Source organism: Streptomyces cinereoruber (assembly GCF_009299385.1).
GTDB classification, from domain to species: Bacteria; Actinomycetota; Actinomycetes; order Streptomycetales; family Streptomycetaceae; genus Streptomyces; species Streptomyces bikiniensis.
This window is the reverse complement of record NZ_CP023693.1, coordinates 1,369,681-1,385,764: the sequence shown is the minus strand read 5'-3', so window position 1 is coordinate 1,385,764 and position 16,084 is coordinate 1,369,681. Positions and strand designations below refer to the sequence as shown.

The 16,084-nt window shown below is 67.3% G+C and carries 8 protein-coding genes and 3 rRNA genes; 7 read left to right on the top strand and 4 right to left on the bottom strand.

What is annotated here, in order from left to right; all coding sequences use genetic code 11:
* Window positions 1–41: 41 nt before the first annotated feature.
* Window positions 42–1,130, bottom strand: a complete 1,089-nt coding sequence (locus tag CP977_RS05985) for a CU044_5270 family protein (RefSeq protein ID WP_152369738.1) — start codon at window positions 1,128–1,130, stop codon at window positions 42–44.
* Window positions 1,127–1,828 (bottom strand): RNA polymerase sigma factor, encoded by a 702-nt coding sequence (locus CP977_RS05980; RefSeq protein WP_229991599.1) that lies wholly within the window; start codon window positions 1,826–1,828, stop codon window positions 1,127–1,129. The genes CP977_RS05985 and CP977_RS05980 overlap by 4 nt, the downstream gene beginning before the upstream one ends.
* 122 nt (window positions 1,829–1,950) lie before the next feature.
* Here CP977_RS05980 and CP977_RS05975 point away from each other — a divergent pair, with 122 nt between their 5' ends.
* Entirely contained in the window at window positions 1,951–3,603 is a 1,653-nt protein-coding gene (locus CP977_RS05975) for a serine protease (protein WP_183953313.1), read from the top strand.
* A gap of 120 nt (window positions 3,604–3,723) precedes the next feature.
* A complete protein-coding gene (locus CP977_RS05970; protein ID WP_152369737.1) occupies window positions 3,724–4,626 on the top strand; it encodes a hypothetical protein in 903 nt (300 codons plus the stop codon).
* Window positions 4,627–4,706: 80 nt separating this feature from the next.
* Here the strand turns inward: CP977_RS05970 and ptsP are convergent, their stop codons facing one another.
* Window positions 4,707–6,377: a phosphoenolpyruvate--protein phosphotransferase gene (ptsP, locus tag CP977_RS05965; protein WP_062758275.1), complete on the bottom strand. Its 1,671-nt coding sequence runs from the start codon at window positions 6,375–6,377 to the stop codon at window positions 4,707–4,709.
* Between the two features lie 81 nt (window positions 6,378–6,458).
* The gene (locus CP977_RS05960) at window positions 6,459–6,908 is read right to left on the bottom strand and encodes a PTS sugar transporter subunit IIA (RefSeq protein ID WP_062758273.1); all 450 of its coding nucleotides are present in this window, start codon (window positions 6,906–6,908) and stop codon (window positions 6,459–6,461) included.
* A 666-nt stretch (window positions 6,909–7,574) separates the two neighbouring features.
* On the opposite strand from CP977_RS05960, the gene CP977_RS05950 reads away from it, so the two are divergent.
* From CP977_RS05950 to CP977_RS05930, 5 genes are all read left to right on the top strand, one after another.
* Window positions 7,575–9,100: ribosomal RNA gene (locus CP977_RS05950) — 16S ribosomal RNA — on the top strand.
* Between the two features lie 284 nt (window positions 9,101–9,384).
* Window positions 9,385–12,506 (top strand): 23S ribosomal RNA (locus tag CP977_RS05945).
* A gap of 82 nt (window positions 12,507–12,588) precedes the next feature.
* A 5S ribosomal RNA gene (gene rrf / locus CP977_RS05940) occupies window positions 12,589–12,705 on the top strand.
* Together the 16S, 23S and 5S rRNA genes form the textbook arrangement of a ribosomal RNA operon.
* A 145-nt stretch (window positions 12,706–12,850) precedes the next feature.
* Window positions 12,851–13,459, top strand: coding sequence for a cardiolipin synthase ClsA (clsA, locus tag CP977_RS05935; RefSeq protein ID WP_030221889.1), 609 nt, complete (start codon window positions 12,851–12,853; stop codon window positions 13,457–13,459).
* A gap of 116 nt (window positions 13,460–13,575) precedes the next feature.
* On the top strand, window positions 13,576–16,071 hold the full coding sequence (locus CP977_RS05930; RefSeq protein WP_062758271.1) for a mannose-1-phosphate guanyltransferase: 2,496 nt from the start codon (window positions 13,576–13,578) through the stop codon (window positions 16,069–16,071).
* Window positions 16,072–16,084: the final 13 nt, after the last annotated feature.

The following is a 16,084-nucleotide window of genomic DNA, read 5'->3' as shown; positions in this document are numbered from 1 at the left end:
GGGCCCCGATCCACCAGGATCGGGGCCCCGGGCGTTTTCCCCTACGCCTTCGGCAGCTCACCGGGCGCGGCGGCGGCCCCCTTCACGAGTACCGCCGACACCCCGAGGACGGAGCCCGCCCGCCCGGCCGGCGTGGTCTCGGCGAGGACGGTCCGCTCCCCGAGGAACGCCGACGTCGTACGGTCGAAGACCCACTGCGTCTGCTCCCCGTGGGCGGTACGGGCCACGGCGACGCCCTCGCGACCGGCCGCGTCCGTAGCGGACGGCAGCACGGTCACGCCCGGGATCAGGGCCGCGGCCCGGTACAGCGCGGCGGTGACCTCCGGGGGAGCCCAGGTCTCGGCGACCAGCGCCCCGATCGCGGTGAACGCCCGCTGATCGGCGTCGCCCCCGGAACCACCAGAGCCCCGGGTCTGCTCGCGCACCAGCCGCAGCAGCGCCTCCGGATCGGTGGGAAGCGCCGCCACGTACGCGTGCGTCGGGTTCGTGACGGACGGCGCCTCCGCCCCGAGGGAGGTCTTCCGGGGTACGGCCCCGGGGCGGTCCAGTTCGTACACGGGCGCCCGGGACCCGAGCGGCGTGTCGGCGGCCCCCGTCTCGCGCAGCAGACCGGGGCGGCTGCCGTCGGGGGAGAGCCACACCTCGCGCGCGCGTGCGGGCGGCAGCACGGCGGGGCCACCGCCCGCGTCGCGTCCGGCGTACGCGACGAGGCTCTTCACGTAGACGTACTCCCCGGGCCGCACCTCGGGCGCGGGAGCGGCCGCCGCGGCGAGCGCCGCGTGGGACAGGAGCCGTACGGCGTCGGACGGGGCCGGCTGCCCGACCGATCCCCGGCCCGGCGACCCGCCCGGCGCCTCCCCGGGCGCGAGCACGACGACACCGGCGACGAGCGCGCAGGCGACCGCGGGAGCGGCGATCCAGCCGAGCCGGAAGCCGGGACGCGTCCGGCGTGCGGGCGACGGCCTCGCACCGCCGTCGGCGGCGAGCGCGGACCGCAGGACGGCGTGCCGCAGGTCGCGGTTCCGCTCCGGCGTCAGCTCGGGCACCGGCGGCGGGGGCAGCAGCTCGGCGAGCTCGGCCCGCAGCAGCGCGTCTGCGCCGTGCGGCGGGCGGGGGGTGAAAGTGTTCATGCCTGCTTCTCCGGATTAGATCGGGATGAAAGGGAACCTGTTGCCGGCACGGACGGCGGTACGGGCCGACGCCCGGACACGGGTACGGATTCGCGCACACCGGCCGCACGGGCGGGACCGCCCGCCCGGACGGCGACGACGGCGGACCGCTCGCGCCGCCGCGCCGCCCTCAGCTCGGCGTCCGCGAGCTTCCGCAGCCGTTCACGCGCGCGGGACAGCCGGGAGCGGACGGTCCCGACCGGGACGCCGAGGGCCTCGCCGGCCGCCGCGTAGTCCAGACCGGCCCACACCACGAGCGTGAAGACCTCGCGCTCGCGCCGCCGGAGCCTGCCCAGCGCGACGCGGGCGGCCCGTATCTGCTCCCCGTCCGTCATCCGGGCGAGGACGTCGTCGGCGAAGTCCGGCAGGACACCGCGCTCGGGGAGCCGGGCGAGGGCCGCGTCCCGCCGCCGGGCCTCGCGGGCGGCGCCCCGCATGATGTTGGTCGCGATGCCGAGCAGCCACGGACGCAGACTCCCGCCGTCGGCGTGCACCTTCCCGCGACAGCGCCAGGCCTCCAGGAAGGCGGCGGAGACGACGTCCTCCGCGGCCGCCCGGTCCCCGCACACCCGGAACGCGTAGTGGTACAGCACGCGTGCGTGCTCGTCGTACGCCTCGCCGAGCGCCGAGGGGTCCCCGGCACGGAAACGATCTCTCATAGGTGATTCCACAACTGGCACTGGACGGTGGTTCGTCCGCGTTCCCGTGACCTGGAACACACCCCTCCACCGCTGTGTCCCAGGTCACGGGAACGCCTCCGCCGCCCCGAGCAGTGCTGAGCATGAACGATTCCTCAACACCCGACCGCACGACGGCGCTCAGCCGCACGACGGCACCCGCCCGCACCACTCCGGGCACGCCCCGCCACGCGACCCGCCGCAGGGCCCTCCGCACCCTCGCCCTCGCCGGAGTCCTCTCCGGCATGACGCTCTCCGCACTGCCCCCGACCGCCGTGGCGGCGCCCCGCACCCCCGAGACGTACACCCTGACGATCCGCCACCTCGACCGCCAGGGGACCGCCACCGACGCGTACCGGACTCACGTCACCGGCATCTCGGGTCCCGGCGCGTCCGAGGAGGTCACGCCCCACGACGCCTCCGGCACGGTCACCGTCCGCCTCCCCAGGGGCCGCTACCTGCTCGACTCCACCGTGGTCGGGCGCGAGGAGGGTTCGGGAACCGACTGGATCGTCCAGCCCCGCCTGGACCTGGACCGCGACACCGCGGTCACCGTCGACGCCCGCACGACCGCCCCGGTGGACGTCCGCCCGCAGGACCCGGACGCCCGCTTCCTCAGCCGCCTCGGAGTCGTCGAGGTCACCCACGGCGGCACGACCCGCTCCGCGAACGTCATGGCCGGCCCCGGCCTGCGCGTCGCCCACCTCGGCCCCGACGCCGAACCGGGCTCGGTCAAGGAGTGGTTCGACACCTACTGGGCCGGCGGGACCACCGACTACGCCCTCGGCTACACCTTCACCTCCTCACGCGCCCTGACCGGCCTCGTCCGACACCCGTCCCCCTCCTCCCTCGCCGCCGTCGAGGTCCGCCGCGCCGCCCCGGACGGCGACACCGGAACCGCGTTCGTCTCCGTCCAGCCCAGCGCGGGCCCCACCGTCGGCATCGTCCAGCCCCTCCGGCCGCTCGGCACCGCGACCGTCCTCGTCACCCCCGAACGGGGCCTGTGGGACGTCGAGTACGAGGGCCCCGCCGCCTCCGGGGAGACGCCCAACCGGTACGCCCGGAACGGAATCGCGGTGCGCGCGGGCGCCACCACCACCCACACCTTCGACAACGCCGTCTTCGGCCCGGCCCTCGCCACCGCGCCCGGCGCCCGCCCGGCGGGCGTCCGCGACGGCGCCGCCCTCTCCCTCGACGTCCCGCTGCTCGCCGACGGCGAGGGCCACGCGCCGAGCGCGCCGCGCTTCCACGCCGCCACCACCACGCTCCACCGCGACGGGGTCCTGATCGGCACCCGCAGGGGCGAGCCCGGCCGGGGCACGTTCACCACCACCCCGGGAGCGGCCTCGTACCGGCTGACCGCCACCGCGACCCGCGGCGACGGCACGGCGCCGCGCGGCCGGGTCACCGCCGCCTGGGCCTTCCCCTCGGCCGCGACCACCCGTCCGACCGCGCTTCCCCTCAGCACCGTCCGCTTCGCCCCGGCCCTCGGCCTCGACGGCACCGCCCCGGCGGGCACCCAGGCACGCGTTCCGGTGACCGTCCAGGGAGCGGCGGCCGGCTCCGGCGTCCGCTCCCTGACCGTGTCGGTGTCGACCGACAACGGCACCACCTGGACCCGCGTCCCCGTCCCCGACGGCCACGCCACCTTCCGCAACCCCACCGCCGGACGCTCCGTCTCCCTCCGCGCCGAACTCACCGACACGAAGGGCAACACCCTCACCCAAACCCTGACGAACGCCTACCGCACCCGCTGAGGCACCGCTCCCCACGGTGTCCCGGAACGCTCCGGGGAGGCCGACCCTCCCCGGAGCGTCACTGTCAGTGGCGAAGATTACGGTGAGTGAGCACTGATCGGACCGTCACCAGGGGGAGACATGACACGGACCGGAACCACCCCGACGAACCTGCGCCGCGCGTTGCGCCGCGAGATCCCCAGCACCGTCGGACTCCTCGCCGACGAACAGGACTTCGCGGCCATGCGCCGCTACCGCACGTTCCCCTTCACCGACCACACCACCTACCTGCGCGAGGTCGAAGCCCTCCTCAGGGCCCTCGCCCGCCAGGGCGGCCACACCACCGTCACCCTCTTCGACCCCGAGGAGTACGCGGCCTGGTGCGCCGAGACCGACACCGACCCCGACCTGTCCGCGAGCCGCAGCCGCTTCACCGCCCACCTCGCCGCCACCGGAGCCCGCGTCACCTATACCGGCCAGCCCCTCACGACGCTCCTGCCCGAGCTCGTCGACACCGCCGTCCGCCAGGCCACCTGGGAGTACGCCACCACCGTCCTCGCCACCACCGGCGACTGCGCGACCTGCGGCAAGGACATCGGCAAAGCCGCCTACGAGCGGGCCGCCCACCTGCTCGTACGCCTCCTCGAAACCGCCGGACCCGGCATCCACCACCTCGTCTGCAGCGTCCCCGCCGCCGACGACCAGCTCCTCGCCGTCCTCCACGCCGACGGCACCGCACCACCCGAGGACACCGCCGGCACCGAACCCGCCGCCGAGTTCACCGCCGTCCTCGCCGCCGGCATCGCCCTCGCCGCCCCCGGCGGCCTCGTCCTGCGCACCACCGCCCCCGACACCCCCGACCGCCTCCACGGCTGGCGCCTCACCGACGGCACCCTGACCCCGCTCACCGAGGCCGAGGTCTTCTCGGCCTACTGCACCGACGCCCGCACGGGAGAACCCCTCTCCCCGGAACCCGGCGTCGAGTACCGCGCAGGCTTCCCCCTCGCCCCCGGCCCCGACGACGACTGGACCACCCACCACTGACCACCGGCCCCGCGCACGACGAAGGGGCCCCCGCCACCTCCGTGACGGAAAGCCCCTTCGTCGTCGCTCACCTCAGGGGATCACTCCCCGGACAGCACCGCTTGCGCGGCCAGCCGCGCCTCGTGCGCGGTGTCCGCAGCACGCGCCGCGGCCGCCGCACGCTCGCACTGCGCCAGCGTGTACTTCGCCAGCGTCGCCCGCACGTACGGAATCGACGCCGCACCCATGGAGAGGGAGGTGACGCCCAGACCCGTCAGCACACACGCGAGCAGCGGATCCGAAGCGGCCTCGCCACAGACACCACAGCTCTTGCCCTCGGCCTTGGCCGCCTCGGCGGACAGCGCCACCAGGTCGAGCAGCGCCGGCTGCCACGGGTCCTGGAGCCGGGACACCGCACCGACCTGACGGTCGGCCGCGAAGGTGTACTGCGCCAGGTCATTGGTGCCCAGCGACAGGAACTCGACCTCCTGCAGGATCGAGCGCGCCCGCAGCGCGGCCGACGGAATCTCGACCATCGCACCGAACTTCGCCCGCAGCCCCGCCTCACGGCAGGCGTCGGCGAACGCCTTCGCGTCCGTACGGTCCGCCACCATCGGCGCCATGACCTCGAGGTACACCGGCAGTCCCTCGGACGCCTTCGCGAGGGCGGAGAGCTGCGTCCGCAGCACCTCCGGGTGGTCGAGCAGCGACCGCAGCCCCCGCACACCCAGCGCCGGGTTCGGCTCGTCCGCCGGGGTCAGGAAGTCCAGCGGCTTGTCGGCGCCCGCGTCGAGCACCCGCACGACCACACGCCCCTCGGGGAACGCCTCCAGGACCTGGCGGTAGGCCTCGACCTGCTTCTCCTCGGACGGCGCCTTCTTGCTGTCGTCCAGGAAGAGGAACTCCGTGCGGAACAGACCGACGCCCTCCGCACCGGCCTCCACCGCCGCCGGCACGTCCGCCGGGCCACCGACGTTGGCCAGCAGCGGCACCTTGTGCCCGTCCGAGGTCGCCCCCGGCCCGGTGGACGTCGCCAGCGCGGCCCTGCGCTCGGCGGCGGCCTTCGTCAGCTCCGCCTTCTTCTCCTCGCTCGGGTCCACGAACAGCTCACCGGTGGAACCGTCGACCGCGATGAGCGTGCCCTCGGCCAGCTCGCCCGCGCCCGGCAGCGCCACGATGGCCGGCACGCCCAGGGCCCGTGCGAGGATCGCGCTGTGGCTGGTCGGCCCGCCCTCCTCGGTCACGAACCCGAGCACGAGCGTCGGGTCGAGCAGCGCCGTGTCGGCCGGCGCCAGGTCCCGCGCGATCAGCACGTACGGCTCGTCGCTGTCCGGCACACCCGGCATCGGCACGCCGAGCAGCCGCGCGACGATCCGGTTCCGCACGTCGTCCAGGTCGGCGACCCGGCCCGCCATGTACTCGCCGGCCCCGGCGAGCAGCTCGCGGTAGTGCGAGAAGGCGTCGTAGATGCCGCGCTCTGCCGTGCTGCCGACCGCGATCCGGCGATCCACGTCGGCGATGAGCTCCGGGTCCTGGGCGATCATCGCCTGGGCCTCGAGCACCGCCTGGGCCTCTCCACCGGCCAGGTTGCCCCGGGCGATCAGATCCGCGGCCACGGCCTCCACGGCCTGACGGGCGCGCCCCTGTTCGCGCTCCGCCTCCTCGGCCGGAATCGACTTGGCCGGCGGCTCCAGAACCGCAGTGCCCATGTGCCGGACCTCGCCGATCGCCACTCCGTGGCTGACGCCGACGCCTCGCAGCGTTGTCTCCATCTCACCCGTCTCCGATTGAGCGACGGCCCCTGCCGTCGCGTTGAATGTCGAACTCGCGGTCGTCACGGCGGACGGACCGGCTCAGCTCCAGCCGAAGAGGCTGTCGCCGGTGGCCACGTGGCCGTCCTCGGCGACGTCGGAGAGCGAGTCCGCGGTGGCCTCCAGAGCCACGACGGGACAGATGGGGGACTTGCCGGCGGCCTCGACCGCGGCCGGGTCCCAGCGCACGACGGCCTGTCCGCGCGTCACGGTGTCGCCCTTGCTGACGAGCAGCTCGAAGCCCTCGCCGTTGAGCTGGACGGTGTCGATGCCGAGGTGCGTCAGCACACCGTGCCCCTCGGCGTCGACGACGACGAAGGCGTGCGGGTGCATGGAGACGATGACCCCGTCGACGGGGGAGACGGCCTCGGAGGGCTCACGTACGGGATCGATGGCGGTACCGGGACCGACCATCGCACCGGAGAAGACCGGATCGGGGACTGCGGCGAGACCGATGGCACGGCCGGCGAGCGGCGAGGTCACGACTGTCATGGGAAGCCTCCCAGGGGCGGAGATTGTGTGGCGCCGTCACTACCTGTCCTGGACGGCGAACTGTTCAGAAGCGTATGTCATGGGAAGTCCCGGTTCCGCCCGAGACGTACCACTTGGACGGGGCTAGGGACCACCGGCGACGGTTTGCCTCTACTGGCGGTGGGATGTACTGTCGTACTCCTGCCTGACCCCAACGCGGCCTTGAGTCGCGGGTCGGCAGCGCCTATCAAGCCAGATCCTAACCCCAGTGGTCTACACCTCTGCGTACTCGCAGTGGGACGTGGTCAGGGGGACCGAGAAAGCCTGGTAGTGTTTCACCTCGCCGGAAGGGCCCGGAGCGAAAGCGAATGGGACCGGAAAGCACCGAGGAAATCGGGTCGGAAAGATCTGATAGAGTCGGAAACGCAAGACCGAAGGGAAAAGCCCGGAGGAAAGCCCGAGAGGGTGAGTACGAAGGAAGCGTCCGTTCCTTGAGAACTCAACAGCGTGCCAAAAATCAACGCCAGATTAGTTGATACCCCGTCCATCTTCGGATGGTCGAGGTTCCTTTGAAAAAGTCCACCCCTCTGGGGTGGCACACACAGCGAGGACGCTGTGGACAGCCGGCCTTATTCCGGTCTGGCTGTCCCGCTCAACGCGAGTGTCTCACCCGATTACGGGTAAACATTCACGGAGAGTTTGATCCTGGCTCAGGACGAACGCTGGCGGCGTGCTTAACACATGCAAGTCGAACGATGAAGCCCTTCGGGGTGGATTAGTGGCGAACGGGTGAGTAACACGTGGGCAATCTGCCCTTCACTCTGGGACAAGCCCTGGAAACGGGGTCTAATACCGGATACGACCTGCCGAGGCATCTCGGCGGGTGGAAAGCTCCGGCGGTGAAGGATGAGCCCGCGGCCTATCAGCTTGTTGGTGGGGTAATGGCCTACCAAGGCGACGACGGGTAGCCGGCCTGAGAGGGCGACCGGCCACACTGGGACTGAGACACGGCCCAGACTCCTACGGGAGGCAGCAGTGGGGAATATTGCACAATGGGCGCAAGCCTGATGCAGCGACGCCGCGTGAGGGATGACGGCCTTCGGGTTGTAAACCTCTTTCAGCAGGGAAGAAGCGCAAGTGACGGTACCTGCAGAAGAAGCGCCGGCTAACTACGTGCCAGCAGCCGCGGTAATACGTAGGGCGCAAGCGTTGTCCGGAATTATTGGGCGTAAAGAGCTCGTAGGCGGCTTGTCACGTCGGGTGTGAAAGCCCGGGGCTTAACCCCGGGTCTGCATCCGATACGGGCAGGCTAGAGTGTGGTAGGGGAGATCGGAATTCCTGGTGTAGCGGTGAAATGCGCAGATATCAGGAGGAACACCGGTGGCGAAGGCGGATCTCTGGGCCATTACTGACGCTGAGGAGCGAAAGCGTGGGGAGCGAACAGGATTAGATACCCTGGTAGTCCACGCCGTAAACGTTGGGAACTAGGTGTTGGCGACATTCCACGTCGTCGGTGCCGCAGCTAACGCATTAAGTTCCCCGCCTGGGGAGTACGGCCGCAAGGCTAAAACTCAAAGGAATTGACGGGGGCCCGCACAAGCAGCGGAGCATGTGGCTTAATTCGACGCAACGCGAAGAACCTTACCAAGGCTTGACATATACCGGAAAGCATCAGAGATGGTGCCCCCCTTGTGGTCGGTATACAGGTGGTGCATGGCTGTCGTCAGCTCGTGTCGTGAGATGTTGGGTTAAGTCCCGCAACGAGCGCAACCCTTGTCCTGTGTTGCCAGCATGCCCTTCGGGGTGATGGGGACTCACAGGAGACCGCCGGGGTCAACTCGGAGGAAGGTGGGGACGACGTCAAGTCATCATGCCCCTTATGTCTTGGGCTGCACACGTGCTACAATGGCCGGTACAAAGAGCTGCGATGCCGCGAGGCGGAGCGAATCTCAAAAAGCCGGTCTCAGTTCGGATTGGGGTCTGCAACTCGACCCCATGAAGTCGGAGTTGCTAGTAATCGCAGATCAGCATTGCTGCGGTGAATACGTTCCCGGGCCTTGTACACACCGCCCGTCACGTCACGAAAGTCGGTAACACCCGAAGCCGGTGGCCCAACCCCTTGTGGGAGGGAGCTGTCGAAGGTGGGACTGGCGATTGGGACGAAGTCGTAACAAGGTAGCCGTACCGGAAGGTGCGGCTGGATCACCTCCTTTCTAAGGAGCACAGCACCGGATGCAGACGAACGTTCTGCACGGTCAGCTCATGGGTGGAACGTTGATTAGTTGGCACGATCACGAGAGACCTTCACCAGTACTGCTTCGGCGTGGAACGTGAATCCGTCTCAACGGATCGTGCCTGGCACGTTGTTGGGTGTCTGAGGGTACGGCCGTCATGGTCTGCCTTCGTGGATGCCGGCCCCAGTAAAGCGACACAGCAGTGTCGTGTGGTGGGTGGCTGGTCGTTGTTTGAGAACTACACAGTGGACGCGAGCATCTGTGGCCAAGTTTTTAAGGGCGCACGGTGGATGCCTTGGCACCAGGAACCGATGAAGGACGTGGGAGGCCACGATAGTCCCCGGGGAGCCGTCAACCAGGCTTTGATCCGGGGGTTTCCGAATGGGGAAACCCGGCAGTCGTCATGGGCTGTCACCCATGCCTGAACACATAGGGCATGTGGAGGGAACGAGGGGAAGTGAAACATCTCAGTACCCTCAGGAAGAGAAAACAACCGTGATTCCGGGAGTAGTGGCGAGCGAAACCGGATGAGGCCAAACCGTATGCGTGTGAGACCCGGCAGGGGTTGCGCATGCGGGGTTGTGGGATCTCTCTTTCACAGTCTGCCGGCTGTGAGGCGAGTCAGAAACCGTATGGATAGGCGAAGGACATGCGAAAGGTCCGGCGTAGAGGGTAAGACCCCCGTAGCTGAAATTCATGCGGCTCGTTTGAGAGACACCCAAGTAGCACGGGGCCCGAGAAATCCCGTGTGAATCTGGCGGGACCACCCGCTAAGCCTAAATATTCCCTGGTGACCGATAGCGGATAGTACCGTGAGGGAATGGTGAAAAGTACCGCGGGAGCGGAGTGAAATAGTACCTGAAACCGTGTGCCTACAAGCCGTGGGAGCGTCGGACGTGCCTTCGGGTGCGTCTCGTGACTGCGTGCCTTTTGAAGAATGAGCCTGCGAGTTTGCGGTGTGTTGCGAGGTTAACCCGTGTGGGGAAGCCGTAGCGAAAGCGAGTCCGAACAGGGCGATTTTAGTAGCACGCTCAAGACCCGAAGCGGAGTGATCTAGCCATGGGCAGGTTGAAGCGGAGGTAAGACTTCGTGGAGGACCGAACCCACCAGGGTTGAAAACCTGGGGGATGACCTGTGGTTAGGGGTGAAAGGCCAATCAAACTCCGTGATAGCTGGTTCTCCCCGAAATGCATTTAGGTGCAGCGTCGTGTGTTTCTTGCCGGAGGTAGAGCACTGGATAGGCGATGGGCCCTACCGGGTTACTGACCTTAGCCAAACTCCGAATGCCGGTAAGTGAGAGCACGGCAGTGAGACTGTGGGGGATAAGCTCCATGGTCGAGAGGGAAACAGCCCAGAGCATCGACTAAGGCCCCTAAGCGTACGCTAAGTGGGAAAGGATGTGGAGTCGCAGAGACAACCAGGAGGTTGGCTTAGAAGCAGCCACCCTTGAAAGAGTGCGTAATAGCTCACTGGTCAAGTGATTCCGCGCCGACAATGTAGCGGGGCTCAAGCGTACCGCCGAAGTCGTGTCATTGCAGCATGAGGGCCAACGCCCGCTGTGATGGGTAGGGGAGCGTCGTGTGCCGGGTGAAGCAGCCGCGGAAGCGAGTTGTGGACGGTTCACGAGTGAGAATGCAGGCATGAGTAGCGATACACACGTGAGAAACGTGTGCGCCGATTGACTAAGGGTTCCTGGGTCAAGCTGATCTGCCCAGGGTAAGTCGGGACCTAAGGCGAGGCCGACAGGCGTAGTCGATGGACAACCGGTTGATATTCCGGTACCCGCTTTGAAACGCCCAATATCGAATCAGGCGATGCTAAGTCCGTGAAGCCGCCCCGGAGCCTTCGGGCAAAGGGGAGTGGTGGAGCCGACGAACCAGACTTGTAGTAGGTAAGCGATGGGGTGACGCAGGAAGGTAGTCCAGCCCGGGCGGTGGTTGTCCCGGGGTAAGGGTGTAGGACGTCACGTAGGCAAATCCGCGTGACACATAGTCTGAGACCTGATGCCGAGCCGATTGTGGTGAAGTGGATGATCCTATGCTGTCGAGAAAAGCCTCTAGCGAGTTTCATGGCGGCCCGTACCCTAAACCGACTCAGGTGGTCAGGTAGAGAATACCGAGGCGTTCGGGTGAACTATGGTTAAGGAACTCGGCAAAATGCCCCCGTAACTTCGGGAGAAGGGGGGCCATCACTGGTGAAGGAACTTGCTTCCTGAGCTGGGGGTGGCCGCAGAGACCAGCGAGAAGCGACTGTTTACTAAAAACACAGGTCCGTGCGAAGCCGTAAGGCGATGTATACGGACTGACGCCTGCCCGGTGCTGGAACGTTAAGGGGACCGGTTAGTGACCTTTCGGGGTTGCGAAGCTGAGAACTTAAGCGCCAGTAAACGGCGGTGGTAACTATAACCATCCTAAGGTAGCGAAATTCCTTGTCGGGTAAGTTCCGACCTGCACGAATGGCGTAACGACTTCTCGACTGTCTCAACCATAGGCCCGGTGAAATTGCACTACGAGTAAAGATGCTCGTTTCGCGCAGCAGGACGGAAAGACCCCGGGACCTTTACTACAGTTTGATATTGGTGTTCGGTTCGGCTTGTGTAGGATAGGTGGGAGACTGTGAAACCGTGACGCCAGTCATGGTGGAGTCGTCGTTGAAATACCACTCTGGTCGTGCTGGATGTCTAACCTCGGTCCGTGATCCGGATCAGGGACAGTGTCTGATGGGTAGTTTAACTGGGGCGGTTGCCTCCCAAAGGGTAACGGAGGCGCCCAAAGGTTCCCTCAGCCTGGTTGGCAATCAGGTGTTGAGTGTAAGTGCACAAGGGAGCTTGACTGTGAGACCGACGGGTCGAGCAGGGACGAAAGTCGGGACTAGTGATCCGGCGGTGGCTTGTGGAAGCGCCGTCGCTCAACGGATAAAAGGTACCCCGGGGATAACAGGCTGATCTTCCCCAAGAGTCCATATCGACGGGATGGTTTGGCACCTCGATGTCGGCTCGTCGCATCCTGGGGCTGGAGTCGGTCCCAAGGGTTGGGCTGTTCGCCCATTAAAGCGGTACGCGAGCTGGGTTTAGAACGTCGTGAGACAGTTCGGTCCCTATCCGCTGTGCGCGTAGGAATATTGAGAAGGGCTGTCCCTAGTACGAGAGGACCGGGACGGACGAACCTCTGGTGTGCCAGTTGTCCTGCCAAGGGCATGGCTGGTTGGCTACGTTCGGGAGGGATAACCGCTGAAAGCATCTAAGCGGGAAGCCTGCTTCGAGATGAGTATTCCCACCTCCTTGAGAGGGTAAGGCTCCCAGTAGACGACTGGGTTGATAGGCCGGATGTGGAAGCCCTGTAAGGGGTGGAGCTGACCGGTACTAATAGGCCGAGGGCTTGTCCTCAGTTGCTCGCGTCCACTGTGTTAGTTCTGAAGCAACGAACACGCCCCCTGCGGGGTGCGGCGGTTCGTGAACTTCATAGAGTTTCGGTGGTCATAGCGTTAGGGAAACGCCCGGTTACATTCCGAACCCGGAAGCTAAGCCTTTCAGCGCCGATGGTACTGCAGGGGGGACCCTGTGGGAGAGTAGGACACCGCCGAACAATCATTGTGGGAAAGCCCCGCACCTCTGGTGCGGGGCTTTCCTGCGTTCAGGGGCGCCGACGTGACCCCGTGCGCGGTGGTCCGGTGAGCTGAAGGTAGGGTCAGGGGGCAACGTCGGCATCATCCCCAGCAGGAGGCCCCCGGGTGGAGGTCCAGGAGACTCGCGTTCAGACCGACCGGGTCCTCACCATCCCCAACATTCTCAGCATGGCGCGCCTCGTCGGCGTGCCGCTGTTTCTGTGGCTGATTCTCCGCCCCGAGTTCGGCGGCCCCAAGAGCGACGGATGGGCGCTTCTCGTCCTGGCGCTCAGTGGCGTCAGCGACTACCTCGACGGGAAACTCGCCCGACGCTGGAACCAGATCAGCAGCCTCGGCCGGCTGCTCGATCCCGCCGCCGACCGCCTGTACATCCTGTCCACCCTCGTGGGCCTCACCTGGCGGGAGATCCTGCCGCTCTGGCTGACCGTCGCCCTCCTGGCGCGCGAGGCCATGCTCCTGGTCATGGTGGGAATCCTCCGCCGGCACGGCTACCCGCCGCCGCAGGTCAACTTCCTCGGAAAAGCTGCGACTTTCAACCTCATGTACGCGTTCCCGTTGCTGCTTCTCAGTGACGGAACGGGCTGGCTTTCGTCACTCGCTGAAGTTTTCGGGTGGGCCTTCGCCGGATGGGGTACAACTCTGTATTGGTGGGCAGGGATCCTCTACGTGGTCCAGGTCCGTCGACTCGTGAAGACGGATACCGAGGCCGATTGAGCCCGTTCCTTCTGTGTCGAGCAGCGTCGCCGGCAACAACGAGGACGTCCGCGGGCTACTGAGCGGACAGGCGAAGTCGGCAGGACCGTCATCTCTTGAAGGAGGACGCTTCCGACATGAAGGCCGTCGTGATGGCCGGTGGCGAGGGAACCCGTCTTCGCCCCATGACCTCGAGCATGCCCAAGCCTCTTCTGCCGGTGGTGAACCGGCCGATCATGGAGCACGTCCTACGACTGCTCAAGAGGCACGGTCTCAACGAGACCGTCGTCACCGTGCAGTTTCTCGCCTCTCTCGTCCGAAATTACTTCGGTGACGGCGAAGAGCTCGGGATGGAGCTCACCTACGCCAACGAGGAGAAGCCGCTCGGTACAGCGGGAAGCGTGAAGAACGCCGAGGAAGCGCTGAAGGACGACGCCTTCCTCGTCATCTCGGGGGACGCGCTCACCGATTTCGATCTCACCGATCTCATCGCCTTCCACAAGGAGAAGGGCGCACTCGTCACGGTCTGCCTCACCCGGGTGCCGAACCCCCTGGAGTTCGGTATCACGATCGTCGACGAGGAGGGCAAGGTCGAACGCTTCCTGGAGAAGCCGACCTGGGGCCAGGTCTTCTCGGACACCGTGAACACGGGCATCTACGTGATGGAGCCCGAGGTGTTCGACTACGTCGAGGCCGACAAGTCGGTCGACTGGTCGGGAGACGTCTTCCCGCAGCTCATGAAGGAGGGCAAGCCGATCTACGGCTATGTCGCCGAGGGCTACTGGGAGGACGTCGGTACGCACGAGAGCTATGTGAAGGCCCAGGCGGACGTCCTGGAGGGCAAGGTCCAGGTCGACATCGACGGCTTCGAGATCTCGCCCGGAGTATGGGTCTCGGAAGGCGCCGAGGTGCACCCCGACGCCGTGCTGCGGGGGCCGCTCTACATCGGTGACTACGCCAAGGTCGAGGCCGGTGCCGAGATCCGCGAGCACACCGTCGTCGGCTCGAACGTCGTCGTCAAGAGCGGCGCCTTCCTGCACAAGGCCGTCGTCCACGACAACGTCTACATCGGTCAGCAGAGCAATCTGCGCGGCTGTGTGATCGGCAAGAACACCGACGTCATGCGGGCCGCCCGGATCGAGGACGGAGCCGTCATCGGGGACGAGTGCCTGGTCGGTGAGGAATCGATCGTGCAGGGCAACGTCCGGGTCTACCCGTTCAAGACGATCGAGGCCGGTGCGTTCGTCAACACCTCGGTCATCTGGGAGTCCCGGGGCCAGGCCCACCTCTTCGGGGCGCGCGGAGTCTCCGGCATCCTCAACGTGGAGATCACCCCCGAGCTGGCCGTCCGCCTCGCGGGCGCGTACGCCACGACCCTGAAGAAGGGCTCGACCGTCACCACGGCCCGTGACCACTCCCGGGGCGCCCGCGCGCTGAAACGCGCGGTGATCTCGGCGCTCCAGGCCAGCGCCATCGACGTACGGGACCTGGAGAACGTACCGCTGCCGGTGGCGAGACAGCAGACCGCGCGCGGAAGCGCCGGCGGCATCATGATCCGGACCTCGCCCGGCGTGCCCGACTCCGTGGACATCATGTTCTTCGACGAGCGCGGAGCCGACCTCTCGCAGGGCGGGCAGCGCAAGCTCGACCGGGTGTTCGCGCGCCAGGAGTACCGGAGGGCCTTCCCCGGTGAGATCGGAGACCTGTCCTTCCCGGCGAGCGTCTTCGACTCGTACACCGGATCGCTGCTGCGCAACGTCGACACCTCCGGGATCGCGGAGGCCGGCCTCAAGGTCGTCGTGGACGCCTCCAATGGCAGCGCCGGGCTCGTCCTGCCCAGCCTGCTCGGACGGCTCCAGGTCGACTCGCTGACGATCAACCCCGGTCTCGACGAGTCCAGGCCCACGGAGTCGGCCGAGAGCCGGCGGGCCGGACTCGTACGGCTCGGGGAGATCGTGGCCTCGGCGCGCGCCGCGTTCGGCGTGCGGTTCGACCCCGTCGGCGAGCGCCTTTCGCTCGTGGACGAACGGGGCCGGATCATCGAGGACGACCGGGCGCTCCTGGTGATGCTGGACCTGGTGGCGGCCGAGCGGCGCTCCGGGCGGGTCGCGCTGCCGGTGACCACCACCCGCATCGCCGAGCAGGTCGCCGCGTACCACGGCACCCAGGTCGAGTGGACGACCACCTCGCCCGACGACCTCACGCGGGTCGGCCGGGAGGAGTCCACGATCTTCGGCGGCGACGGGCGCGGCGGGTTCATCGTGCCCGAGTTCAGCAGCGTCTTCGACGGGACCGCCGCCTTCGTGCGACTGCTCGGTCTCGTGGCGCGGACGCAGCTCACGCTGAGCCAGATCGACGCCCGGATCCCGCGGGCCCACGTCCTCAAGCGGGACATCGCGACCCCGTGGGCCGTGAAGGGGCTCGTGATGCGCAAGGTGGTCGAGGCGGCGGGCAACCGCTCCGTCGACACCACCGACGGCGTCCGGGTGGTCGAGGCCGACGGACGCTGGGTGATGGTGCTGCCCGACCCGGCCGAGGCCGTCACCCATCTGTGGGCGGAGGGCCCCGACGACACCTCCGCGCAGGCCCTGCTCGACGAGTGGGCCGCGGTGGTCGACAGCGCAGGTAGCTGACGCGATCGCCCCG